The organism is Novosphingobium sp. (assembly GCF_032093395.1).
GTDB lineage: Bacteria > Pseudomonadota > Alphaproteobacteria > Sphingomonadales > Sphingomonadaceae > Novosphingobium.
Map to the genome: position 1 here is coordinate 1 of NZ_DAMDBA010000078.1, position 23,610 is coordinate 23,610.

A 23,610-nucleotide genomic window follows, 5' to 3' on the forward strand; every position below is an offset into this window, starting at 1 on the left:
CGGGAAGGGCCCCGAGAAAGGCCTTTCGGTCGCCCGCATGGCCGCGCATATCACATATCTGTCGGAAGTGGGCCTCACCGAGAAGTTCGGCCGCCGCCTTCAGGATCGCGAGGAGAAGACCTTCGGCTTCGATGCCGATTTCCAGATCGAGTCCTACTTGCGCTACCAGGGTCTGGCCTTCACCGATCGCTTCGATGCGAACTCCTACCTCTACATCACCCGCGCCATGGACTATTTCGACCTGGCCGAGGAACATGGCGGCCTGCTGGCGAGTGCCTTCGCCGGATCCAAGGCGCGTTATTGCCTCGTCAGCTTCGATACCGACTGGCTCTATCCTACCGCCGATTCCCGTAATGTGGTCCATGCTCTCAATGCGGCGGGGCTGCCGGTGAGTTTCGTCGAACTCTCGGCGCCCTATGGGCACGATTCCTTCCTGTTGGACGTGCCCGCGCTGGACCGCGTCGTCGAAGGCTTTCTGGGAGAAGGACGTTGAACGCGGCGGGAATCGAACTCAGCGACGAGGCTTCGCGGCTGGATATCGCGCGCATCCATGGCTGGCTGGCGTCAAGCTACTGGACACCCGGCATCGAGCGCGCGCAAGTCGAGCGCCAAATCGCCGGTTCGCATTGCCTGGGCGCCTATCTGGCCGACGGCACGCAAGTGGGCTTCGCGCGCGTCATTTCCGACCGCGCGAGCTTCGCCTGGCTGGCCGACGTATGGGTGGACGAGAGTGTGCGCGGACAGGGGCTGGGGCGCCGGATGGTGGGATGGTTCCTCGACAGCCCGGACTATGCCGATATTCGGCGCTTCATGCTTGCCACCAAGGATGCGCACGGTGTCTATGCCAGGCTGGGCTTCACGCCGCTGGTCCGCCCCGACCGGCTGATGGAGAAGCTGTCCGGCCCGTTCGCCGCAATCCTGGAGGCGGATTCGTGAGCCTGCTGCGGCCCGATCTGGCGGTGATAGCCGCCAATGTCGCGCCCGGTTCTCGCGTTCTGGACGTGGGCTGCGGCGACGGGACGCTGATGCAGGCCCTGCGCGACGATACACGGTGCGACGCACGCGGCATGGAACTCGACCCCGCCAACGTGGGACTTTGCGTTGGTAAGGGACTCTCGGTGATCCAGGGCGATGCCGACAAAGATCTGGCCTTCTATCCCGACCAGTCGGTGGACTACGCGATCCTGTCCCAGACGCTCCAGACGACGATGCGGCCGGACTTGGTGCTGGAGCAGCTCCTGCGGATCGGCCGCCGCGCTTTCGTGAGCTTTCCGAACTTCGCCCATTGGCGTGTGCGTCTCTCGCTGCTGTGGGGCGGGCGCATGCCGGTGACGCGCCTCCTGCCGGTCGCCTGGTACGAGACGCCGAATATCCATCACCTGACCGTGAACGACTTCCGCGAACTGGTGCGGATGCGCGGGATCAAGGTCGAAGGCGCCTGGTTCCTGTCCGGGGATCGGCAGTGCAGCTCGGCGGCGGCCAATTTCCGCGCCGAGCATGCGGTATTCCTGCTGTCGCGGGGATAGCGGAAACGGGCTCTTGGCCCCGCATCAGCCGCCCATCGTCAGGCCGCAGTAGATGCCCAGCTTGTTGCCATCCGGATCGCGCAAATAGGCGCCGAAGGCATCGCGGGCCTGGGGCTTGGGTTCGGGGCCGCCTTCGTCGGTTCCACCATGGGCAAGACCGGCCGCGTGCCAGGCGCGGACGGCGTCCTCGGTGGGGGCCTCGAAGATGATCGTGCCGCCGTTGGCATGCGTGGCCGGCTGGCCGTCGCGGGTGGCGCCGAGCAGGAACTTGAAACCGTCCAGATCCCACAGGACGATCGGATATCCGCCGGGCACGGCGCAAGGCGCGACTCCGAGCGTGGCGAAGGTCGCGTCGTAAAAGGCGCGGGCCTTGTCGAGGTCGTTGGTGCCCAGGCGCAGGCTTTTCAGGATCATGCATTCCTCCTCTCGATCTGTCGTGCTCCGGGGTGGAAGGCGATGTCGGTACGGTCAACCGCGGGCGCTCCGCCGCCACGATGATTGGCCGTGCTGCGGTGAAACCGGGACTTATCCACGCGTTTCGCGGGGGCGTGGAAAGGGGCGTTCCGGTTCGGGTGGACGCTTGCGAGCAGGTTTGGCATTCGAAATCGCCATGTGGCACATCTTCCAGTTCCCGCTCTGTCCCTTCAGCCGCAAGGTCCGGCTGCTCATGGCCGAAAAGGGCATCGCCTACGAACTCCAGACCGCGCGCCCCTGGGAGGGCGAGGACCGGCTGTTCGAGATGAACCCGGCAGGGCGCACGCCGGTGGTGCGGGAAACCGAGCGCGGCACGGTGATCGTCGACAGCCGGGCGATCTGCGAATATTTCGAGGAAACCGTCGATCGCAATCCGCAGATCAGCGGCACCGCCGTCCAGCGCGCGGAGATCCGCCGCCTGATCGCGATGTTCGACGAGAACTTCTACAACGATGTGTCCGGTCCGCTGTTGCACGAGCGGATGAAGAAGCGCCTTGTGCTGCGCCAGTCGCCCGATGCCAAGATCCTGCGCGAATCGATGAAGCTGGCGCACGACTATCTCGACTACATCGACTACCTGATCGACAACCGCCCCTGGCTGGCAGGCGCGACGATGACGCTGGCCGACCTGGCCGCCGCCGCGCAGATCTCCGTGGCGGACTATCTCGGCGGGTTGGACTGGTCGAGCCATGAGCAGGCGCGCGGCTGGTATCTGGTGATGAAGTCCCGGCCTTCTTTCCGGCCGCTGCTGAGTGAGCGCATGGAAGTGATCCAGCCGCCCAGCCACTATGCTGAAGTGGACGCCTGAGGTGCTGCCGTCGTCCCGGACTTGATCCGGGACCGCTGGCAAATCTTGAGGCGATAGCTGGCAGTAGAGCGCCCCGACGCAAGGTGGGCCGTTCACTGCCAGCGGTCCCGGATCAAGTCCGGGACGACGGGCTACCCCGCCTCAGGACGAGGCGCGGTAGCTTTCCAGGATATCGCGGCGCAGGGCCGCGCCGCTGTCGGGGCGCGAATAGAACATGTGGCCGCCCTCATACATGTGCAGGCGCACACGGTCCGGGCGGCCGAACTGCGGCATCTGTGACATGATCAGGCGCGAGCCGAAGTAGGGGCACGAGAGGTCGTCCCAGCCGTGGACGATGTCCACGGTCATCTTCGGATCGATCGAAATCGCCTGGCGCAGGTCCTTCACCGGATTGTCGCTGTTGTCGCGGGTCCAGGCCTCGTTCACTTCATAGGACAGCGCATTGTAGCGCGCATCGACCTTCCAGCCGACCTGTCGGGTCACGAAATCGACCATGGCCGAGGTGGTCGGCGCGATCAGGGTGGTCAGCAGCGGATCGCTGTACTGCGGGCGGGCGCTGGCCGGGAAGGGATCGTAGGCGGTGTAGTTCGAATCGTAGACCGATCCGACCAGGCCCTTGTCGCGGTGGATTTCGCGCAGATATGTCGGGATGTCGACGCGGCCGTCCATGCGGCGCACCAGGGCGGGGTCCAGCCCGGTCAGTTCCGCGACTTTCGCGGAAAGGCGGTCGGTGGCGGCCTTATCCTGCGGCCCGGCGAGGAAATCCTGCACGTATTCGGTGCGGATATACTGCTCGACCGGGGCCATCGACGCTTCGCTGAGGTTGCCCTGGCGCTCGAAGTGGCCGGCGACCATGGCGGGCAGGTTGATCATCCAGGGCAGCGGCGACAGCGCGTCGTCCTCGCCGATGGCGGGCGGGTCGAGGTACGGGGAAACGAGCGTCATGCCCGAGATACCCACGCCCATCTGGGTCTGAAGGTAATAGGCCAGGCGCGGCACGCGGTAGCCGCCGTAGCTTTCGCCCGAAAGGTACTTGCGGCTGGTGAGGCGGCCGTTCTGGTTCAGCCAGTCGTAGACCACGCGGCTGAGGTACTTGATGTCGTTCTCGGAGGTGTAGAACGCCTTCTTGGTCGCTTCCGCATCGACGCGGCTGCGCGAAAAGCCGGTGCCGATCGGGTCGATGAAGACGAGGTCGGTGAAGTCCAGCCACGAGTTCGGATTGTCATGCAGCACGGCCGGGTCCGATGGTGCATCGCCCTGCGCGCCGAACTGCACGCGCTTGGGGCCGATGGCGCCGAGGTTCAGGTAGACCGAGGCGGCGCCGGGGCCGCCGTTGAAGGCGAACGTGACCGGACGCGAAGTCGGAGCGCCGGGCACGGTATAGGCGGTATAGACCACCTCGCCGATGGTCTTGCCCTTTTCGTCCTTGATCGGCAGCGCGCCGACGGTGGCGACGTAGTTGACGGTCTTGCCGCCGATCACCGCGCTCTGCTTGATCGACTTGGGGGCGGGTAGCAGAGGAATTTCGTCGCCCTCCGCGTCCTTCTTCGCTTCGGCGCTTTCGGCAGGCTTGTCGGCCGCGAAAGCCGGGACGGAACAGGCGGCGAGCACCATGGCCAGGGAGGCCAGCGAAACTTTGCGCATGGAAGGAACGACCCCTTTTATCGATGCGTCCGAACGGACGTCAGGGGCGATCAGTAGAACCTTGAAATAGTATACGACAAGGGTTCTAGCCGGAAAAATGTGGTGCCTGACCCGTCCTGCCTTCCGGGGATTGGGCCATGGGAATGGTCCATCGGAAGGCAGGGCAGGTCAGGCGTCCGGACGGCTGGGGGGAGCCGCCCGAAATCCGCGGGGGGCGGATTCTTTTTAGGGCAGCATCGAACCCGTTTCGATGAAACGCTGGTGCCACGACAGCGCCTCGCCGGGCAGCGAGGGCGACTGGAGGCCGTAGGAGCCCTTGAGCGCGCGGGCGTAGTAGTCTTCCAGCAGCGGGCGATAGTCCGGGTGCGCGCAGTTGGCGATGATGACCTTGGCGCGCTCCTTGGGGCTGAGGCCGCGAAGATCGGCCAGGCCCTGCTCGGTGACGATCACCTGCACATCCTGGTTGATGTGGTCGACATGGCTGGCCTGCGGCACGATGGCAGAGATCTTGCCGCCCTTGGCGGTGGAGGGGGTCATGAAGATCGAGATATAGGCATTGCGCGCGAAGTCGCCCGAACCGCCGATGCCGTTCTGGATGCGCGAGCCCATGACGTGGGTGGAGTTCACCGCGCCGTAGATGTCGGCTTCGATGAGGCCGTTCATGGCGATGCAGCCGAGGCGGCGGATCAGTTCGGGATGGTTGGAGATTTCCTGCGGGCGCAGCAGCATCTTGTCGCGGTAGCGGTGCATGTCGGCATTGACGCGCGCGGCCGCTTCGGGGCTGAGCGAGAAGGCGGTGGCCGAGGCCATGCGCAGCTTGCCCGAGTCGAGCAGGTCCAGCATGCCGTCCTGGATCACTTCGGTGTAGGACGTCAGGCTGTCGAACGGCGCGTCGACCAGACCGGTCAGCACGGCATTGGCGATATTGCCCACGCCCGACTGGATCGGCAGCAGCGCCGAGGGGAGGCGGCCGAGCTTCACTTCGTGGCTCAGGAATTCCAGGATGTGGCCGGCGATCGCCTTGGCTTTCTCGTCCGGCGGGCTGAACGGGGCGTTGCGGTCGGGCCGGTCGGTTTCGACCACGGCGACGACTTTGGCGGGATCGACCTTGAGATAGGGCTCGCCGATGCGGTCGTCGGGCTTCACCAGCGGGATCGGCACGCGCGAAGGCGGCAGGGCCGTGCCGTAATAGATGTCGTGCATGCCCTCCAGTGCCTCGTTCTGCCACGCATTCACTTCGAGGATGACCTTGGAGGCGCGGTCGAGCCAGGTCTTGTTGTTGCCCACGGAGGAGGAGGGGATCAGGCTGCCGTCGGCGCGGATGCCGGAGATTTCGATCACCGCCGTGTCCAGCGGGCCGAGGAAGCCCTGCCATGCCATCGGCGCCACCTGGCTGAGGTGCATGTCGAAATAGTTCATCTCGCCCTTGTTGATGCGTTCGCGGGCGATGGGGTCGGAATTGTAGGGCAGACGGAATTCGATGCCGTCGGCCTTGGCCAGCGCGCCGTCGAGTTCGGGGCCGGTCGAGGCGCCGGTCCACATGCGCACCTTGAAGGCGCGTCCGGCGGCATGTTCGGCTTCGATCCGGGCGGCGAGGGCGAGAGGGACGGCCTTGGGGTAACCGGAACCGGTGAACCCGCTCATGCCCACGGCAGTGCCGCTTTCGATCAGGCGCGCGGCCTCTTCGGCAGGCATGACTTTTGAGCGAAGCTCATGATTCTCGATGCGCATGGCAACCTCTTCCTTTCTGACTGACCTTTGCAGCGCCAGTCGGCCTGCGGGAGCGACGAATCCAGTGCAAAGTCCAACCAGACGGTTGCGGCACACGCATGACGCCGTCGCCGGTCTATCGGGAGACCATCTCTATCACCGTCCTTGCGATAGCGACCAGTTCCGCCTCGCGATTGACGCCGCATTTCTGGAAGATCGTGCGCAGTTGCGCGACCACGGTCTGGACGCTGACGCTGCGAAGCCGCGCGACAACCTGGCGTGAATGCCCTTGCGCCAGCAGGGCCACCACTTCCGCTTCGGCAAGGGTGAGCCCCATCGCTTCGGCCAGCCTGGCGGCCGCGTGGCGATCGATCGCCAGCGGCGTGCGCAAGGTGACGATCACGCGCGGAGCAAACCCGAAGGACCAGTCCTGGCGCGGAAGCGTGCGGATGTCGAGGAGGAGCAGGCCGTCGCCGTTGCGGAGCCAGATATCGGCGGGCCCTCCGGCGCTTCCGGCCAGCGCATCGCCGATCCGGCGTTGCAGCGCCTGCTCTATATCCGGCCGCCGTGCATGGAGTACGCCCGCCCGGACCTGAAGGGTTCCGGGGCCGAGCAGGGCCTGCGCGGCGGATGTCATGCCGCAGACCTTGCCCACGGCGTCGAGCAGGATCGCGGCGGTGCTCATCGATTCGAGCGAGCCGCTCAGCAGCGCGGCGCCCTGGTGTTCGATCGTATCCTGAAGGCGTATCGCTTCGAGCACACTGGGAGCGATCCGGCGAAACACCTCGCGCTGCGCCTCGGTAGTGGGGCCTTCGTTCTCGCCATGCAGCGCGGCAAGGCCAAACAGGACGCCGGGGCGCTGGCTGAGGGTCATCTGAACGCCGAATTCGGCATCGTGCCGCCGGACATAGTCCAGGAAGCGCTCATTCGTGGAAACGGCGCGGGCTGCCGCGTAGTGCACTTCCCAGGACAGTTCGAGTGGCGCGCGTGTGGTGGCCACGCGATAGTTCACATCTGCCCGATAGCCACCGATCTCCTCGAATTCCGCAAGATAATGGGGGTCGGCATCGGTCACCCAGTTGAACGCGGCGTGACGGTCGCCCAAGGCCAGGAGCTGGGCGCGGGCCGAGCCGGTGTGGCTGGCAAGGGCCTTGAGCGCGCGGTCCCATCCGTCCTCGTCGAACGGCGCGCGCGCGAAAAGACCCGCCAATTCGCTGATGCGTGCTTCGTATCCGTTGCTGCCCACGGCAGCAATCATGAAGGTCCGGCGCGTGCTTAACAAGTTCTGTTATCAAACGAAACTTGCGATCCATTACCATGAACATGGTATGTTCGCGCTTCCAAACCAGTCCACAACAGGCCCGCGACCCGAGGGATCGGCGATAAGCCGTCCTGAACACTTGCCCGAGGCGGCTACGGCAGGCCTCGGGCATTTTCTTGTCGACGCGGCCATTCTTTTCGAACAAGCGGATTGTTTCTGGCAGTACGTCGCCGTCAGCGTCCGTCGAAAATGGTCAGGCAGTGCCGTAAATAGCGGGGCGATATCGTGGCTCGGGAATTGGCATTCCCTTCTCCGCCGCCACTTCCAGCCAGCCTTCTATGGCATCGTTGATATTCGCGAGCGCCTGGTCGGTGCTATCGCCATGCGCGGAGCAGGGCTTGAGGTCGGGAACGTCCGCGATCCAGCACGCGTCCTCATCCGACCAGAACAAGTTGATATGGTAATGCGGTGCTATCAGTTTGATGACTGGGGGCAACGTGCAGGTCGATAAGTTCAAGTAACTTGCGAGCTTGATAGGCTTTTGCGGCTGTATTACTCGGTTGAACCGGATAAGGTCGATCAAGGGTTGAGTGCACCCAGATTTGCTGGCTCCCCTTGGTGCGGACATGCGTAAATCCAAAAGCCTTTAGGATTGCGGTGCGATCTCGTGTTTCCAAAAGTTGTGTGTAGAGCTTGATAAATTTGATCATCGACGCCTCGAGCAGTTTCAAGCGTCTTACTCGACAAATCCCTCAGTTGGCGTCTGCATGCAATCAATGCTGAGCAAGTTGGAGTAGACTTCTACCTATTCCACACAAAACGTGGACTACTTACCCCATTTCCGCTGCACTTTCCCATATCGCGTCTTCCGTGTCCCCGGCTTGCCCTCGTTGCTGCGGCCGACGATCGGCGCTTTCTTGTGCTCGTCGGGGATGCCGAGTTCGCTGGCTTCCAATTTCCTGATCTCGTCGCGCAGGCGGCCGGCTTCCTCGAATTCCAGGTCGGCGGCGGCATTGCGCATCTTCTGTTCGAGTTCCTCGATGTAGGCCCGCAAGTTATGGCCGACGAGGTTGTTCTGGCCCTCGGCGTCGATATCCACCAGCACGCCGTCGCGGCTGGCGGTATCTGCGACGATGTCGGCGATACGGCGCTTGATGGTCTGCGGCGTGATGCCGTGTTCGGCATTGTATTCTTCTTGCCGGGCGCGGCGCCGGTCGGTTTCGGCAATGGCGCGTTCCATCGATCCGGTCATGCGATCGGCATAGAGGATCACGCGGCCGTCGACATTGCGCGCGGCGCGGCCGATGGTCTGGATCAGCGAGGTTTCGCTGCGCAGGAAGCCTTCCTTGTCGGCATCGAGGATGCAGACGAGCCCGCACTCGGGAATGTCCAGGCCCTCGCGAAGCAGGTTGATCCCCACCAGAACATCGTAGACGCCCATGCGAAGATCGCGGATCAGTTCGATACGCTCCAGCGTCTCGACGTCGCTGTGCATGTAGCGCACGCGCACGCCGGCCTCGTGCATGAACTCGGTGAGATCCTCGGCCATGCGCTTGGTGAGGGTGGTGACGAGGGTGCGATACCCCTTCTCGGCCACCGCTTTGCACTCGACGATGCAGTCCTGCACCTGATCCTCGACCGGGCGGATTTCCACCGGCGGATCGATCAGGCCGGTGGGGCGGATCACCTGTTCGGCAAAGACGCCGCCCGATTCGTCCATCTCCCAGTGACCCGGCGTGGCCGAGACGGCGATGGTCTGCGGGCGCATCGCATCCCACTCGTTGAAGCGCAGCGGGCGGTTGTCGATGCAGCTGGGCAGGCGGAAGCCATATTCGGCCAGGGTGATCTTGCGGCGGTGGTCGCCCTTCGACATCGCGCCGATCTGCGGCACCGTCTGGTGGCTTTCGTCCACGAACAGCAGCGCATTGTCCGGCAGGTATTCGAACAAAGTCGGTGGCGGCTCGCCCGGCAGGCGGCCGGTTAGGAAGCGCGAATAGTTCTCGATCCCCGCGCAGCTTCCGGTGGCCGCGATCATCTCCAGGTCGAAATTGGTGCGCTGCTCCAGCCGCTGCGCTTCCAGCAGGCGGCCTTCGGTTTCCAGTTCCTTCAGCCGCTCCGTCAGTTCGAAGCGGATCGCCTCGCTGGCCTGCTTCATCGTCGGCCCCGGCGTGACGTAGTGCGAGTTCGCATAGACCCGCACCTTTTCCAGCACCGCGCCCTTCTTGCCGGTGAGCGGATCGAACTCGGCGATCTCCTCGATCTCGTCCCCGAAGAACGAGATGCGCCAGGCCGTGTCCTCCAGGTGGGACGGGAACAGTTCAAGATTGTCGCCGCGCACGCGGAAGGTGCCGCGGGTGAAGGCGGCATCGTTGCGCTTGTATTGAAGTGCGACGAGCTTGCGGATGATCTCGCGCTGGTCCTGCGATTCGCCGGCCTTCAGGTCGAAGATCATGGCCGAATAGGTTTCCACCGAGCCGATGCCGTAGAGGCAAGACACCGAGGCGACGATGATCACGTCGTCGCGCTCCAGCAGCGCCCGCGTGGCCGAATGGCGCATGCGGTCGATCGCCTCGTTCACCGAGCTTTCCTTCTCGATGTAGGTGTCCGACCGGGCGACGTAGGCCTCGGGCTGGTAATAGTCGTAGTAGGAAACGAAGTATTCGACCGCGTTCTCCGGGAAGAAGTCCTTCATCTCGGCATAGAGCTGGGCGGCCAGGATCTTGTTCGGCGCCAGGATCAGCGCCGGGCGCTGCAGTTCCTCGATCACCTTGGCCATGGTGAAGGTCTTGCCGGAGCCGGTGACGCCCAGCAGCACCTGCGTCTTTTCGCCTTCCTCGGCCGTGGAGACGAGATCGGCGATGGCGGTGGGCTGGTCGCCGTTGGGTTCGTATTCCGAAACGACCTTAAATGGCCTGCCCGGCATCGACTTGTCGGGTCGCTGCGGCTTGTGAGGGACGAAGGTGCCCGAAGTGTCCGGTTCCTCAAGGCCCCGGCGAATGATCAGTTCTGCCATGGGAGAACATATGGGGTATGTGTCTCGCGCTCGCAATGAGGAAGGCATCATCCTTACGCCACGCGCGACTCGCTGGCGGGCGGATGGTGTCGATGGTACGTCCTTGCGGGACGAGTGCGAAGGAAGGCGGCGACTGAAGCGATACGTGATCCTGGCCGCGATGGCCCCCGCGATCCTGCTGGCCGGTTGCGGCGCGAAGGACGATGCGAAAGAGCGCGTGGCAGGCGAAGGCAAGTCCCAGGCGGAAATACGACAAGAAGCCGCCAAGCTCGACAAGCCCCGGCCAGGCCGGTACACGCAGGCCAGCGAAGTGAAGCAGATCGACGTTCCAGGACTGCCGCAGGAATTGGCAGACCAGATGAAGTCGACGCTTCAGAAGTCTCAGGTCAGCGATTTCTGCCTGACTTCCGCCGAAGCCGAAAAGGGCTATCGCGACATGTTCCATGACGTGGGGCAGGGCCGCGAATGTACCTATTCGCGCTTCGATGTTGATGGCGGGAAGCTGGATGCCCAAATGGAATGTTCTTCGAAGGAAGGCGGCAAGGCCGTCCTGACGCTGGACGGCATGGTGGCCGAAGATGGCTCGGACATCACCGTGAAGATGGACATGAGCGGAGGGTCGATCGGTGGATCGCCGGCTGCCGGACAGATGAAGATGACGATGCATGTGAAGACCCGACGCATCGGGGATTGTCAGGGGTAGGGTGCCGTTTTCGCGGAGCCTGGCCGTAACGGAGTTGAGACGGAAAAGTGAACGGTCAGTCCCCGCGGCAGCTGGACATGATGCGCAGCGCCATCGTGCGTCGCGCGGCGCTGGCGCGCGAGCCTCATCCTGAGGGTGTCCGCAAGCCGTCGCTGCGGCTGTTCTTCGCCGAACTGGCGTCGCTGCGGAGGGGCGGCAAGAAGCTGCTCGGCATCAAGGCAGCGCTTCATCCTCAACCCGTGATGCTGCTGCCGGGCTTCGGCGCGCACCCTAACCGGATGAGGCCCATGGCCGAGGCGCTCGCCCAGGCCGGGCACGAAGTCCACGAATGGGGGCTGGGCTTCAACTTCGGCCCCAATCCGCACAATTTCGAATTCCTGATGCGCCGCGTGGGTGCGCTGGCGCGGCGGCATCGCGCGCCGGTCACGCTGGTGGGCTGGAGCCTGGGCGGTCTGTTCGCGCGGGAAATCGCGCGGCGGCAACCCGCCAGCGTTCGCAAGGTGATAACGATGGGCACGCCGTTTTCCGGAGACCCGCGCGCCAACAACGCCTGGCGGGCCTACCAGGTGGTGACGGGGCACTCGGTGGATGCGCCCCCAATCGAGTGTGACTTCGCCGAGAAGCCGCCAGTGCCCACCGTTGCGCTGTGGAGCCCGCGCGATGGCGTGATCCATCCGCGCTCCGCCTGCGGATGGCCACACGAGCGGGACCGGGCAGTGGCGATCCGCTGCTCGCACCTGGGGTTCGCCAGCGACCCCCGCGTGGTCGCGGAAGTGCTGCGGCAGCTCGATATCGAAGATTGAGCGGTTTCTCAGGCCATGACGTCGTCGCGGGCCTTGGCTACCGGCGGTTTCGCCCCCAGCGAGCACCCGGCGCTGGCCACGATCATCATGGCAACCGCCAGCCATTGCAGTCCGGTCAACCGTTCATTCAGCACCAGGAACCCGACGATCGCACCCAATGCCGGCGCCATGCTGCTGAGCAGGCCGACGATTCGGCTGGAAAGCTGCCCCATCGCATGCATTTCCAGCATATAGGGCAGGGCGCTCGACAGGATCGCGACGACCAGCCCGAGGCCCAGGGCATGAAGCGGCAGGCTTGACGGAGCAGCGGCCAGTCCGAACGGCACGGTAACGATACAGGCCACGGTCATGCCGATCGCCACGGCAGTCGTGCTACCGACTTCGCCCGCGCGCTTGCCGCAGAGAATATAGAGTGCCCAGCAGGCCGCCGCGCCGAGGGCGAAACCGATACCGGCCAAGTCGAGCGGCTCTGCGCGTCCCGGCCACGGGATCAGCAGGGCAAGCCCGCCGAGCGCCAGCACGAGCCATAGGAAATCGCGCAGCGAGCGCGACGTCGCCAGCACCACGCCGAGCGGTCCGCATATCTCGATGGCCACGCCGATGCCGATCGGGATGCGGCGAAAGGCCCAGTAGATCATCAGGTTCATGCCGCCGAGCACAAGCCCGTAGAGCAGCAGCCAGCGCCATTGGCGTCCGGTTATCGCGCCTCCCGGCATTGCCCGCCCTCTCCAGGGTCTGGCAATGGCAAGCAGGATCAGGGCCGAGATCGTCGTGCGCAAGGCTGCGACCCCTTCGGGACCAAGGAGAGGAAACAGGCTCTTGGCGAAAGCGGCGCCCAGATTGATCGAAGCCTGGGCGACGACGATGGAGAGGCCGGCAAGAAGTGCGGTGCGGTCGGTCGGCGCGGTCATGCGATGGCGGTGCCCGTATGGGCACCTTGTGACAAGCCGATAATCCCCAGGTTGACCGGGCCGCCCCGCTGGCCTGGCAGGCTCGGAGCGCCCTGCCGGCCGGTAACAATCACTGAGCGGGCAAGGTGCCAGGCCGCAGATAGGCGAACATGTGTGCTACGTAGTCGGCTTTGCCAAGATCGACGCCCTGAGCGCGGAGGATGGTGTAAGCGGTCATCAGATGAAAGTAGAACTGGGGCAAGGCCCAGTCCCGAACGTATTGTTCTGCCGTAAGGTCGAACACCATCCCTTGCGGCAGCTCATGAGCGAGCGGCGCGGAGGGGGCGATCTGCCGAACATCCGCCGCCGCCGTTTCGACGAAGGCGATCGTCTCGGCGATCCGTGTCCGGGCATCGGCTATGGAACCTGGATGCTCACCCGCATTGCGCCCCTCGTCAAGCAGCACGCTTACCGATGCGGGAAGCGGCACGCCCCGCACCCGCGACATGCCCTCCTGCGCCTGCACGCATGCGAAGCGGATCTGGGTGGAAAGCGGAAACATGTCCGGGGCAAGGCGGGCACTGGTAAGCGCTGCTCCCTCTTCACCGAAATCCGAAGCTGCCGCCTTTTCGAGCCAGCCGGACAAGGCCTGCAACATCTGGAGGTATGTCGGGGCGAGAATGTCGGCCAGGTTCATGATTTTCTTTCCGCTGCTGCAATCGTCGTGCAGCGGACCTAAGGGCATGGAGCGCGATTGGCTATCGCCCTGATCGGCCTAGCCCGTCGGCGGGCGCCGCCTGTAACTCAGGGCTTCCGCTACATGGATGCGCGAGATTCGTTCGGCCCCGGCTAGGTCGGCGATGGTGCGACTGGTCCTGAGGATGCGCGTATAGCCTCGCGCGGAGAGGCGCATGGATTCGGCGGCCCGCATCAGCAACGCGCGGCCCGGCTCGTCAGGCGTAGCGTGGGTTTCGAGGAGATCGCCGTCCAACTCCGCGTTGGTGCGCCTGCCGGTGCCTTCCAGCCGGACGGTCTGGATCTCGCGGGCTCGGGCGACGCGCGCGGCGACCTCGACGCTCCCTTCCTTGGGCGGCGGCAGCGCGAGATCGACCGCGCGGACTGGATCGACCTCGACGTGCAGGTCGATGCGATCGAGCAGCGGACCGGAAACCTTGCTTTGATAGTCGGCGGCACATTTGGGAACGCGCGAACAGGCCAGCGTCGGGTCGCCAAGATAGCCGCAGCGGCAAGGATTCATTGCGGCGATCAGCTGGACACGTGCCGGGTAGGTGACATGGGCATTGGCCCGCGCGACGGTGACTTCGCCGGTCTCCAGCGGCTGCCGCAACGAATCGAGGACCGCCCGCTGGAATTCCGGCAGTTCGTCGAGAAACAGCACGCCGAGATGGGCCATCGAGACTTCGCCGGGCCGAACCTTGAGGCCCCCTCCGGTCAGGGCCGCCATCGATGCGGAATGATGGGGTGCGCGGAAGGGGCGGGCGCGGCTGATCCGGCCTTCTTCGAGGGATCCCGCGACCGATGCGATCATCGAGACTTCCAGCGCTTCGCCCGCGGTCAATTCGGGCAGGATACCGGGCAGGCAAGAGGCCAGCAGCGACTTTCCGGCGCCCGGCGGTCCGCTCATCAGCAGGTTGTGCGATCCGGCGGCGGCGATTTCCAGGGCACGACGGGCGACTTCCTGGCCTTTCACCTGCTTCAGGTCCGGTCCGCGCGGCGGCGATTCGGCGCGCCCGAGGGCGGGCGGCGGCAGAACCTGCGTACCCTTGAGGTGATTGAGCAAGCTGATGAGGTTCGGCGTTGCGATCACGGAAATGCCGCTGGCCCAACGGGCCTCGCTGCCCTGCGCCACGGGGCAGATCAGCCCCAGATCCCGCTCGCTGGCGTGGAGTGCCGCGAGCAGAACCCCGGGCGAGGGAATGACCCGGCCGTCCAGAGCCAGCTCGCCCACGGCAACGAAGTCCGCCAGTTGCTCGGCATCGATGATGCCCATCGCGGCCAACAAGGCTAACGCGATGGGCAGGTCGTAGTGCGACCCTTCCTTGGGCAAATCGGCCGGAGAAAGGTTTATGGTTATGCGTTTGGGCGGCAGCGCCAGACCCATCGCGGTCAGCGCCGCGCTTACGCGCTGGCGGCTTTCACCGACGGCTTTGTCTGGCAGGCCAACCAGTGTGAATCCCGGCATTCCGGGTGCCACCTGACATTGAACTTCAACTGCCCGCGCTTCCAGTCCCATATAGGCAACGGTGGAAACCAGGGCGACCACTTGTGAATGTTCCTTAAGATCTGCGCGCTATTTATTAAGTTAGTTGTATAACCAATCTTTACCTAAGTATTGGCGTTTGTCCATCTGGTTAAAATGTTTTAACCTTAGCTCTATCGACTTGAGTAAGCAGATGGATCGCATCTTGTGGACATGCGCTCGCTTGCCTTGATTTCCGCTGTGGCGATTTCGTCGGTCGCTTTGCCTGCTTTGGCAGACGAAGGCGGGATTTCGTATGAATTGGTCGTGGAGGCCGATGGCGGCCCCCCCGAGCGCGCGGTGGCCGATGCCGGTAATGTGGAACGAGCGGTTTCATGGCAGCGTGACGAGTGGGCTGAAACGCCTCAGGGCATGCAGACCCGCATCGATTTCTGGCAGTCCGCTCCGGCAGCCATCCCCCGCGGCATAGCGGCCTACGGTCCTTTTCGCGTATTGGACGGCAAGCGTGCCGCGCTTGTCGATGCTACCGATTCGCGCAGCCCGGAGCAATTCGCCGCGCTGTTGCGCGCCTATCCGAATATATCCGAACTCGAGATGATTGAGTGCCCCGGCACCGAAGACGATCTTGCCAACTTGCGACTGGGACGGATGATCCACGCGCGAGGGATCACGACCCATGTTCCCGCTGGTGGCTCGGTGCGGTCCGGTGCGGTCGAGCTTTTCCTGGCGGGGCGGCTGCGTTTTGCAGACCCGGGGTCAGAATTCGCGGTCCACGCCTGGCTTGACGATAGTGGCCGTACGCCGCGGGACTATGCGCCGAATGCCCCGGAAAACCTTCGCTATCTGGATTACTACCAGCAGATGGGCATGGATTCCGGCGAAGCGCGGGCCTTTTACGCGATGACCAACGCGATTCCCTTCGAATCGGCTCGCTGGTTCGGGGCCGAGGAGATGGCGCGTTGGGTCAGGCTGGACAAGGCGTGGACCCGCAGTTCCACCCGCCTCACAGCGTTGCAACGATAACGGACGCTCTTCAGTTTGATCGGTGGCGACCGGTCGCGACATGATCCGCAGGTCGCGCGGGCAGGGGCCGGCGCCGAAATGCGGATCGTCGGGATGGAGATGAGGGGCAGTGTGGCCGGAGCGCCCGAGGCGCGCGGCGCTTCGTCGGGGGCATTGCCGGGACTTCAGGTGGCCAGGGGCCTGGCGGCCCTGGCTGTTACGGTGCATCACGCGCTCGAAACGTCGAACGGGGTGCCCGGATCCTTCAGCCCCGATTGGCTGACCACGGCGGGCGCCGCCGGGGTGGACGTATTCTTCGTCATCAGCGGCTTTATCATGGTGCACACCAGCCTCCGTCCGGGGCGGCCCCTGAACAGGCCGGCGCCCTCGGCGGCCGGCTTCCTTTGGCGGCGCGCCGTCCGGATCTATCCGCTCTATTGGATGGCCTGCCTGGCGATGCTTTCGCTGATGGGCCTGGGGTTCTTCCACGGGCGGGTTCTGTCGGCGGTGGACATCGTTACCGGACTCGCTCTGGTTCCGGGAGGACACCCTATCATCGGCGTAGCCTGGACGCTCGTCTACGAGGTCTACTTCTACCTCGTCTTCGCAGCCTGCCTGACCTCGCGGTCCCGGAAAGTGACTACCCTTGCGACGGGCGGAGGCATCCTTCTGCTGCTGATGCTGGCGCAGGCGCTGCCGGAAAGCGCGGTGCAACGCTTCCTGAGCGACCCGATTCCCCTCGAGTTCGTGATGGGAATGACGTTGGCCTGGGTCTATCCCACCATCAAGGCACGCCTTGGGGCCCGATCAGCCGCCATCCTGGTTTCCTTCGGATTGGCGCTGATGCATGGCGCGCCGATGTTCGTTCCGCACGACAACACGCATGGCCTTGATGGATTTGCCCGAGTCGCGACCTGGGGAACGGCGGGGCTGGCGATCGTCGCTGGCCTTCTCCTTCTGCCGTCGACCCACAACCCCATCGCGCGGTGGCTCGTGAGCTTGGGCAATGCGTCCTACTCTCTCTACCTGACCCACTTCTTCGTCCTGATGGGCTACGCCTTGGCCTTGAGGGATGATGCGTTGGCGCGGCTTCCGCAATACTGGCTGGTGCCGCCCGTCGTTCTCGTGGCCTGCCTGATCGGTGGCGTTACCCATCTCATGGTCGAGCGCCCCCTGCTTCAAGGCGGGCAGCGGCTGACCCTCCGTACCCGCACTCCGCCGAAAATCCGAAGCGGCAACGATAAGGCCCTGGCGTGATCGCTTATGCTTCGTGGGTTACGGGAACAGCGAGCGCAGCCAGTTGCGGCGCTGCCTCGGTCGTTGGGCGCCGCTGACCTGCAGCAGGTGATTCGCCAGAACAGCCGCCTGGCTCCGCGTAAGAAAAAGGCGCAAGTCTTCGGGTTCGTCCCCTGCGTCCCAGCCATCCTTCCCGAAGGTCTGGAGTTCCAACACGATGTTGGGGCCAAGGTCGCGCGAGGACCATCCCACCAGTACGCCGATACCGTCTTCCTTGGTCATCGTTCCTTCGCATCCGCCGCCGAAATACGGCACTTTGCGGCAAGGCTAGCATGGATCGCAGGAATTTGGCGGTCGCGGTGGGGTGTACCGGGATGGGCATTGGAGGTATATGCCGCCATGGCTGGCGCAACCCGATCGAGCGCATGTCCGAATGGGCTTCCTTCCTGTCTTTGGCGAGCGTCAGAATGTGGCTTTGCCTTGACTCACTCGCGCCGGTCCAGTAACGGCGCGCTTCTGTTTTGCGGTCGACCTTGTTGGGCGGCCCTTTTTGTTCGGGCCTTTCGGGGCCGCATTTGAATTTCGAGGACCGTCATGAAGCGCACTTTCCAGCCCAGCCGCCTTGTTCGCGCCCGCCGTCACGGCTTCCGCGCCCGTACGGCGACTGTCGGTGGCCGCAAGGTGCTTCGTGCGCGCCGCGCCCGCGGCCGTTCGAAGCTTTCGGCCTAAGTCTTTTCGGCCCGAGCCTTCAAGCTCAGGGCCGGAACGCGGCAGGCGGCCCGTGCCGCCATCCGAGTTCCCGTGTCTCGGGGCTTCGGGTGGCGGCACGGGCCGCAGCCGTTTGAGGTACTGCCGTTTCCGGTACGCTGTTTGCAGTCCGGACGGTCGATCCTATCTCTGACACGATGACCGCCAGCCCCTACTCCACGATGACGAAACGGGCCGACTTCGTTGCGGCCAATGCCGGCTTGCGAGTCGCGCGGCCAGGTTTCGTGCTGCTTGCCAAGGCGAACGGCGGGCAGGGCATGCGCGTCGGCATCACGGTCACCAAGAAGATCGGCAATGCCGTGGTGCGCAACCGCATGAAGCGGCGCTTTCGGGCGCTGCTGCGCGAGATGCTGCCGGAGCATGGCCTTGCCGACACCGATCATGTCCTGATCGGCCGCGAAAACGGCGTCGAACGGGATTTCACCGCATTGCGAACCGAGTTGCTGGCCGCGCTCGGTCGCGCCCAGGCCGGCAAGGGCGATCCGCCGCGCAGCCATCGCGGGCGCAAGCGTGGACCCGGTGGAAAGGGTGGTAATGCCACCGGTTCTCCGAGAGCGACAAAGTCGTGAAAAGGGCGCTGGCCTTGCTGGTGTCTCTGCCGGGATTGCTGCTGATCGTGGTGGCGCGGGCCTGGCAACTCGGCCCTTCACGGATCATGCCGCCGACCTGCCGCTATGCGCCATCCTGCTCGCAGTACGCCATTGTGGCGGTCCGCAAGCATGGTGCGATTAAGGGTGGCTGGCTGGCGTTCAAGCGTATATTGCGCTGCCAGCCTTGGGGTGGGCACGGCTACGACCCAGTCCCCGATTGAATGAAATCCCGACTGAACGAAAATGAGGGCAGCCAAGTCGCTGCCACTGACGCGAATACGACAGGAAAAAGCCTTCGTGGATAAGCAGCGCAATATAATCCTGGCGGTCGTCCTGACCGCGCTCGTGCTCTTCGGCTGGGAAGCCGGGGTCGGGTATTTCTACCCCCAGGCCAACAAGCCGCAACCGGTCGAACAGGCCGCGCCGGCTTCGGCGGGCAAGCCCACCCGCGAGGGCGGCCTGCGTGACGCCGCCGACCTGGCGCTGGAGCAGAAGGATCTCAAGACCGCGCTTGCCGCTCCCGGTCGCTTGCCGATCGCGGCACCCGGCATCTCCGGCTCGATCAATCTGACCGGCGCGCTGCTGGACGATCTCGTGCTGAACCGTCACCGCGAAACGGTGGAGAAGGACTCCGGCCCGGTCCGCATGTTCTCGCCCTCGGGAACGCCGGCGCAGCACTATGCCCAGTTCGGCTGGGTCGGTGAAGGCATCGCCGCGCCGACGGCACAGACCGTGTGGACCGCGCCGCAAGGCGCCAAGCTTACGCCTTTCACCCCCGTCGTGCTGACATGGGACAACGGCCAGGGACAGCTCTTCTCGATCACCCTCAAGGTGGACGACAACTACCTGATCACCGCCGACCAGCAGATCCAGAACCGTGGCACTGGCGCCGTGGCGGTCCAGCCTTTCGCGCTGGTCAACCGCACCGACCGCACCGCGGCCGCCTATGCCTGGACGCTTCGTACCGGCGGTATCGGTGCTTTCGACGGTTCGGTCACGTTCGGTCCCAAGTATGACGCCTTGGCCAAGGACGGCACTTCGCCGCAGCCGGGTAATGCCGACTGGATCGGCTTCACCGACGTCTACTGGATGTCGGCGGTCGTGCCGGTCAATGCCAAGGCCCAGGGCACGTTCCGCTCGCAGGGCAACGGTATCTTCCGCGCCGACCTGGTCTACGACAAGGCAGTGATCCAGCCGGGCCAGGCGCTTACCCGCCAGACCAAGCTGTTCGCCGGCGCCAAGGAGCACAAGGTGCTCGACGCCTATGAGGCGCAGGGCATCGCCAATTTCGGCCTCGCCATCGACTGGGGCTGGTTCCGCTGGTTCGAGAAGCCGATCTTCTGGCTGCTCACCAAGCTGTTCAGCCTGGTCGGCAACTTCGGCGTCGCCATCATCCTGCTGACCGTGATCGTACGCGGCATCATGTTCCCCATCGCCCAGCGCCAGTTCGCGTCGATGGCGGCCATGCGCGCGATTCAGCCGAAGATGAAGGCGCTTCGGGAGCGCTACAAGGACGACAAGCAGAAGCAGCAGCTTGAGATCATGGCGCTGTACAAGCAGGAGAAGGTGAACCCGCTCGCCGGCTGCCTGCCCATGTTCCTGCAGATCCCGGTGTTCTTCGCGCTCTACAAGGTGCTGATGCTGGCGATCGAGATGCGCCACCAGCCGTTCGTGCTGTGGATCCGCGATCTTTCCGCGCCCGATCCGCTGCACATCCTTAACCTGTTCGGGCTGCTGCCCTTCGATCCGCCCAGCTTCCTGGCGATCGGCGTGCTGGCGCTCCTGCTGGGCGTGACGATGTACTTCCAGTTCAAGCTGAACCCGGCCCAGATGGACCCGGCCCAGCAGCAGGTCTTCGCCCTGATGCCGTGGTTCATGATGTTCATCATGGCGCCCTTCGCTTCGGGCCTGCTGGTTTACTGGATCACCTCGAACATCCTGACCATCGCGCAGCAGCAGTTCCTCTACAGCCGCCACCCGCAGCTGAAGGCCCAGGCCGAGAAGGATGCTCAGGACAAGGCGCGCACCGCCGAACGCAAGGCCTGAGACTGACATGGAAGAACAAGAACAGGCAGAATTGATCGAGCAGGCGCGTAAGCTCTTTTCGGGACCGGTGACGTTCCTGAAGAGCGCGCCTGCGCTCAAGTTCCTGCCCGATCCCGACGCGCCGGAAATCGCTTTTTGCGGACGATCGAACGTCGGCAAGTCGTCGCTGCTCAATGCGCTTACGGGCCGCAAGTCGATCGCGCGCACTTCAGTGACGCCGGGGCGCACGCAGGAGCTGAACTTCTTCGAGGTGGGCGAACCGATGCAGTTCCGCCTGGTCGACATGCCGGGCTACGGCTTCGCCAAGGCGCCGCCCAAGGTCGTGGAGACCTGGCGCCGCTTGGTGCGCGACTACCTGCGCGGCCGCGTCGTGCTCAAGCGCACGCTGCTGCTGGTCGATTCGCGCCATGGCGTGAAGGACGTGGACGCCGAGATGATGAAGATGCTCGATGAAGCCGCCGTCGGCTACCGCATCGTCCTCACCAAGGCAGACAAGATCAAGGCGAGCGAGCTGGAAAAGGTTCACGCCGAAACGATTGCCGAGGCGCGCAAGCATCCGGCCGCCTTCCCGGAAGTGCACATCACGTCGTCCGAGAAGGGACTGGGCATCGCCGAGCTGCGCGCAGCGGTATTCGCTGATTCGCAGATCTGATGGGCCTAGTGGGACTGGTTGATTTTTACCGGTCCCACCGGTTTTCGGGGTAGCCCGAGGCCGCTCCACCGCTGCCGCACTATCCACTTCCTCCACAAAATCCGTAGCTTGCGGCAACAACGGCGCGGTTATCGCCGGCACTTCCGACCAGACATCGGAAAACTCCCATTGTGACGATTGCGTGACGGCGCAGGTTCCCCTAGAGGCGCTCGGTCGCGTCAATGAGAAGAAGGAGTCTCGCCATGCGCCAGATTGCCGTTCTTCCCTATCGCGCCACCGGACCCGCGGTCGATGCGCCGATCCAGATCCTTCTGATCACCTCGCGCCAGTCGCGACGCTGGGTGATTCCCAAGGGCGGCCTGATGAAGGGCCTTCCCCCGCACGCGGCGGCCGCCGTCGAAGCGGAGGAGGAAGCAGGTGTCCGCGGGGCGGCTTGCCCGATCCCGCTCGGTTCCTACCGTTATCGCAAGACCCGTGCTTCGGGTGCATCGGTCTGGGCGGATGTGGATGTATTCCCCTTCGCCGTCACCGAGGAGCTTGACTCCTGGGACGAACAGCATCAGCGCGAACGCCGCTGGTTCTCGATGGCCGACGCCGCTAAGGCGGTCGACGAAGAGGACCTGCGCGCGCTGATCCGTTCGTTCGGCGCGCGCGAGTTTCGCGCGGCCGCCAGCCCCGCCCGCCTGATCGGCGCGGTGGCTGATCGGATGGCCGACAAGACAGGGATCAATACAATGTTTGCCTGGTTCCAGAAGTTGCTGCCGCAGCAGGGCGACTTCTTTGAGTTGTTCGAGCGGCAAGCCGCCACCCTGGTGGCCGGCGCCGACGCTCTGGCCCGTCTTGCGCAGGGCGGCCCCGGTCGCGCGCAGCACATCCGCGAAGTGGGTGAGCGCGAACATGACGCCGACGACATCACTCGCGAAGTGCTCCAGACGGTGCGCCGCACCTTCCTGACGCCGTTCGACCGCTCTTCGATCACCAGCCTCATCACCACGATGGACGATGCCATCGACGAGATGCAGCAGGTGGCCAACGCGGTGAACCTCTACGAGGTCGCCGAGTTCGAACCCGAAATGATCGACATGGCGGCGATCATCGTCGACGCCGCGCGCCTGACGGCGGAGATCATGCCGCTCCTGCGCAAGATCGCCGACAACGGCCATCGCCTGCACGAACTGACCGAGCGCCTCGTGCGCATGGAAGGGCATGCGGACGAGATCCACGCCGCCGGCCTCAAGCGCGTGTTCAAGGCGGACGCCGGGGGCGACGCGCTGCACTTCATCGTTCGCCAGGAAATGTTCCGGCGCCTCGAACGCGTGGTCGATCGCTTCGAGGACATCGCGAACGAGATCGACGGTCTCGTGATCGACCACGCCTGACCGGCGGACTTTCACCATGGAACATACGATCGCCCTGCCGCTGTTGTTCGGCCTCGTCGCGCTGGCGCTTGCCTTCGACTTCCTCAACGGCCTTCACGATGCCGCCAACGCCATCGCCACCGTGGTGGCGACGCGCCTGCTTTCGCCGGTGGTCGCCGTGCTGTTCGCCGCCTTCGGCAACTTCGCGGCCTATTGGATCATGGGCCTCCATGTCGCCGAGACGGTGGGCAAGGGCATCATCGACAAGGATGCGGTGACCCCCGCCGTGGTGTTCGGGGCGCTGGTGGGCGCCATGTTCTGGAACGTGCTCACCTGGATCAAGGGCATTCCCTCATCCTCCAGCCATGCCCTGATCGGCGGGTTGCTGGGCGCGGGAATCGCCGCGGCGGGACCGGGCGTGGTCGAATCGGAAGGCACCATGAAGACGGTGATCGCCATCGTGGCGTCCCCGGTGCTCGGCTTCATGATCGCCATGTTGATGATGTTGCTGACCTCGTGGGTGTTCAGGGGCACGACGCCGCGCGCCTCGAACGGCATCTTCAAGACGCTGCACTTGTTCTCTTCGGCTGCCTATTCGATCAGCCACGGCGGCAACGATGCGCAGAAGACCATGGGCATCATCGCGGTGCTGCTCTATTCTACCGGGCATCTCCAGGGTGGCTTCCATGTGCCCGAATGGGTGGTGATCTCCTGCTATGCGGCGATCTCGATCGGCACCCTCTCGGGCGGGTGGAAGATCATCAAGACCATGGGTTCCAAGCTCACCAAGCTAAACCACCACTCGGGCTTCTGCGCTTCCACCGCGGGTTCGATCGTGGTGTTCGGGGCAAGCGCCATGGGCATTCCGGTCTCGACCACCCACGCCATCACCGGCGCCGTGGTCG

The 23,610-nt window shown here is 64.4% G+C and carries 25 protein-coding genes and 1 pseudogene; 15 read left to right on the forward strand and 11 right to left on the reverse strand.

All coding sequences use genetic code 11. The features are described from left to right. The 3 genes and pseudogenes from metX to metW all read left to right on the forward strand — a co-directional run. Positions 1–493 (forward strand): annotated as a pseudogene (metX, locus tag RT424_RS19725) (homoserine O-acetyltransferase); the annotation flags it as partial. Continuing rightward, entirely contained in the window at positions 490–936 is a 447-nt protein-coding gene (locus tag RT424_RS19730; protein WP_313441730.1) for a GNAT family N-acetyltransferase, read from the forward strand. The pseudogene metX and the gene RT424_RS19730, both read left to right, overlap by 4 nt. Next, positions 933–1,526: a methionine biosynthesis protein MetW gene (gene metW, locus RT424_RS19735; protein WP_313441732.1), complete on the forward strand. Its 594-nt coding sequence runs from the start codon at positions 933–935 to the stop codon at positions 1,524–1,526. Before RT424_RS19730 ends, metW begins: the two co-directional genes overlap by 4 nt. Positions 1,527–1,550: 24 nt before the next feature. Here the strand turns inward: metW and RT424_RS19740 are convergent, their stop codons facing one another. Next, positions 1,551–1,940: a VOC family protein gene (locus RT424_RS19740; protein WP_313441734.1), complete on the reverse strand. Its 390-nt coding sequence runs from the start codon at positions 1,938–1,940 to the stop codon at positions 1,551–1,553. Between the two features lie 196 nt (positions 1,941–2,136). Between RT424_RS19740 and RT424_RS19745 the strand changes: the two genes are divergently transcribed. Next, positions 2,137–2,808 carry a glutathione S-transferase family protein gene (locus tag RT424_RS19745; protein WP_147221670.1) on the forward strand — a complete coding sequence of 224 codons (672 nt, stop codon included), beginning with the start codon at positions 2,137–2,139 and terminating at the stop codon, positions 2,806–2,808. A 141-nt stretch (positions 2,809–2,949) separates the two neighbouring features. Here RT424_RS19745 and RT424_RS19750 read toward each other — a convergent pair whose 3' ends face one another. The 6 genes from RT424_RS19750 to uvrB form a co-directional block, all read right to left on the reverse strand. After that, positions 2,950–4,452, reverse strand: coding sequence for a S10 family serine carboxypeptidase-like protein (locus RT424_RS19750; RefSeq protein WP_313441735.1), 1,503 nt, complete (start codon positions 4,450–4,452; stop codon positions 2,950–2,952). A gap of 225 nt (positions 4,453–4,677) precedes the next feature. After that, a complete protein-coding gene (locus RT424_RS19755) occupies positions 4,678–6,183 on the reverse strand; it encodes an acetyl-CoA hydrolase/transferase family protein (RefSeq protein ID WP_313441737.1) in 1,506 nt (501 codons plus the stop codon). Between the two features lie 115 nt (positions 6,184–6,298). Further along, positions 6,299–7,420 (reverse strand): helix-turn-helix transcriptional regulator, encoded by a 1,122-nt coding sequence (locus RT424_RS19760; RefSeq protein WP_313441739.1) that lies wholly within the window; start codon positions 7,418–7,420, stop codon positions 6,299–6,301. 256 nt (positions 7,421–7,676) lie between these two features. Continuing rightward, positions 7,677–7,874: a type II toxin-antitoxin system HicB family antitoxin gene (locus RT424_RS19765; protein WP_313441741.1), complete on the reverse strand. Its 198-nt coding sequence runs from the start codon at positions 7,872–7,874 to the stop codon at positions 7,677–7,679. Continuing rightward, the gene (locus tag RT424_RS19770) at positions 7,858–8,133 is read right to left on the reverse strand and encodes a type II toxin-antitoxin system HicA family toxin (protein ID WP_313441743.1); all 276 of its coding nucleotides are present in this window, start codon (positions 8,131–8,133) and stop codon (positions 7,858–7,860) included. Before RT424_RS19770 ends, RT424_RS19765 begins: the two co-directional genes overlap by 17 nt. A gap of 116 nt (positions 8,134–8,249) precedes the next feature. Continuing rightward, the gene (gene uvrB, locus RT424_RS19775; protein ID WP_313441745.1) at positions 8,250–10,436 is read right to left on the reverse strand and encodes an excinuclease ABC subunit UvrB; all 2,187 of its coding nucleotides are present in this window, start codon (positions 10,434–10,436) and stop codon (positions 8,250–8,252) included. Between uvrB and RT424_RS19780 the strand changes: the two genes are divergently transcribed. Both RT424_RS19780 and RT424_RS19785 read left to right on the forward strand, forming a co-directional pair. Next, positions 10,420–11,139 carry a DUF3617 domain-containing protein gene (locus RT424_RS19780; RefSeq protein ID WP_313441747.1) on the forward strand — a complete coding sequence of 240 codons (720 nt, stop codon included), beginning with the start codon at positions 10,420–10,422 and terminating at the stop codon, positions 11,137–11,139. The two genes, uvrB and RT424_RS19780, sit on opposite strands and share 17 nt — an antisense overlap. A gap of 77 nt (positions 11,140–11,216) precedes the next feature. Next, positions 11,217–11,942 (forward strand): alpha/beta fold hydrolase, encoded by a 726-nt coding sequence (locus RT424_RS19785; RefSeq protein ID WP_313441774.1) that lies wholly within the window; start codon positions 11,217–11,219, stop codon positions 11,940–11,942. An 8-nt stretch (positions 11,943–11,950) separates the two neighbouring features. On the opposite strand, the gene RT424_RS19790 is transcribed toward RT424_RS19785, so the two are convergent. From RT424_RS19790 to RT424_RS19800, 3 genes are all read right to left on the reverse strand, one after another. Beyond that, a complete protein-coding gene (locus RT424_RS19790) occupies positions 11,951–12,853 on the reverse strand; it encodes an EamA family transporter (RefSeq protein ID WP_313441749.1) in 903 nt (300 codons plus the stop codon). 109 nt (positions 12,854–12,962) lie between these two features. Beyond that, positions 12,963–13,529: a DUF1993 domain-containing protein gene (locus RT424_RS19795; RefSeq protein ID WP_313441751.1), complete on the reverse strand. Its 567-nt coding sequence runs from the start codon at positions 13,527–13,529 to the stop codon at positions 12,963–12,965. 78 nt (positions 13,530–13,607) lie between these two features. Beyond that, positions 13,608–15,116: a YifB family Mg chelatase-like AAA ATPase gene (locus RT424_RS19800; RefSeq protein ID WP_313441753.1), complete on the reverse strand. Its 1,509-nt coding sequence runs from the start codon at positions 15,114–15,116 to the stop codon at positions 13,608–13,610. 150 nt (positions 15,117–15,266) lie between these two features. On the opposite strand from RT424_RS19800, the gene RT424_RS19805 reads away from it, so the two are divergent. Further along, positions 15,267–16,076 carry an alpha/beta hydrolase gene (locus RT424_RS19805; RefSeq protein ID WP_313441755.1) on the forward strand — a complete coding sequence of 270 codons (810 nt, stop codon included), beginning with the start codon at positions 15,267–15,269 and terminating at the stop codon, positions 16,074–16,076. Between the two features lie 15 nt (positions 16,077–16,091). Continuing rightward, on the forward strand, positions 16,092–17,312 hold the full coding sequence (locus tag RT424_RS19810; RefSeq protein ID WP_313441757.1) for an acyltransferase: 1,221 nt from the start codon (positions 16,092–16,094) through the stop codon (positions 17,310–17,312). A gap of 18 nt (positions 17,313–17,330) precedes the next feature. Here RT424_RS19810 and RT424_RS19815 read toward each other — a convergent pair whose 3' ends face one another. Then, complete coding sequence (locus RT424_RS19815) at positions 17,331–17,573, reverse strand: hypothetical protein (protein ID WP_313441759.1); 243 nt, start codon at positions 17,571–17,573, stop codon at positions 17,331–17,333. Positions 17,574–17,885: 312 nt separating this feature from the next. Between RT424_RS19815 and rpmH the strand changes: the two genes are divergently transcribed. The 7 genes from rpmH to RT424_RS19850 form a co-directional block, all read left to right on the forward strand. Then, positions 17,886–18,020, forward strand: coding sequence for a 50S ribosomal protein L34 (gene rpmH, locus RT424_RS19820; RefSeq protein ID WP_086494189.1), 135 nt, complete (start codon positions 17,886–17,888; stop codon positions 18,018–18,020). A gap of 176 nt (positions 18,021–18,196) precedes the next feature. Then, on the forward strand, positions 18,197–18,628 hold the full coding sequence (gene rnpA / locus RT424_RS19825; RefSeq protein ID WP_313441761.1) for a ribonuclease P protein component: 432 nt from the start codon (positions 18,197–18,199) through the stop codon (positions 18,626–18,628). Further along, on the forward strand, positions 18,625–18,870 hold the full coding sequence (gene yidD / locus RT424_RS19830; protein WP_409521552.1) for a membrane protein insertion efficiency factor YidD: 246 nt from the start codon (positions 18,625–18,627) through the stop codon (positions 18,868–18,870). The genes rnpA and yidD overlap by 4 nt, the downstream gene beginning before the upstream one ends. A 76-nt stretch (positions 18,871–18,946) precedes the next feature. Beyond that, the gene (gene yidC / locus RT424_RS19835) at positions 18,947–20,695 is read left to right on the forward strand and encodes a membrane protein insertase YidC (protein ID WP_313441763.1); all 1,749 of its coding nucleotides are present in this window, start codon (positions 18,947–18,949) and stop codon (positions 20,693–20,695) included. A gap of 7 nt (positions 20,696–20,702) precedes the next feature. Then, positions 20,703–21,347, forward strand: coding sequence for a ribosome biogenesis GTP-binding protein YihA/YsxC (gene yihA / locus RT424_RS19840; protein WP_313441765.1), 645 nt, complete (start codon positions 20,703–20,705; stop codon positions 21,345–21,347). Between the two features lie 242 nt (positions 21,348–21,589). Beyond that, positions 21,590–22,726 (forward strand): DUF47 family protein, encoded by a 1,137-nt coding sequence (locus RT424_RS19845; RefSeq protein ID WP_313441767.1) that lies wholly within the window; start codon positions 21,590–21,592, stop codon positions 22,724–22,726. 16 nt (positions 22,727–22,742) lie between these two features. After that, on the forward strand, positions 22,743–23,610 hold an 868-nt coding region (locus tag RT424_RS19850), incomplete at its 3' end, for an inorganic phosphate transporter (protein WP_313441769.1).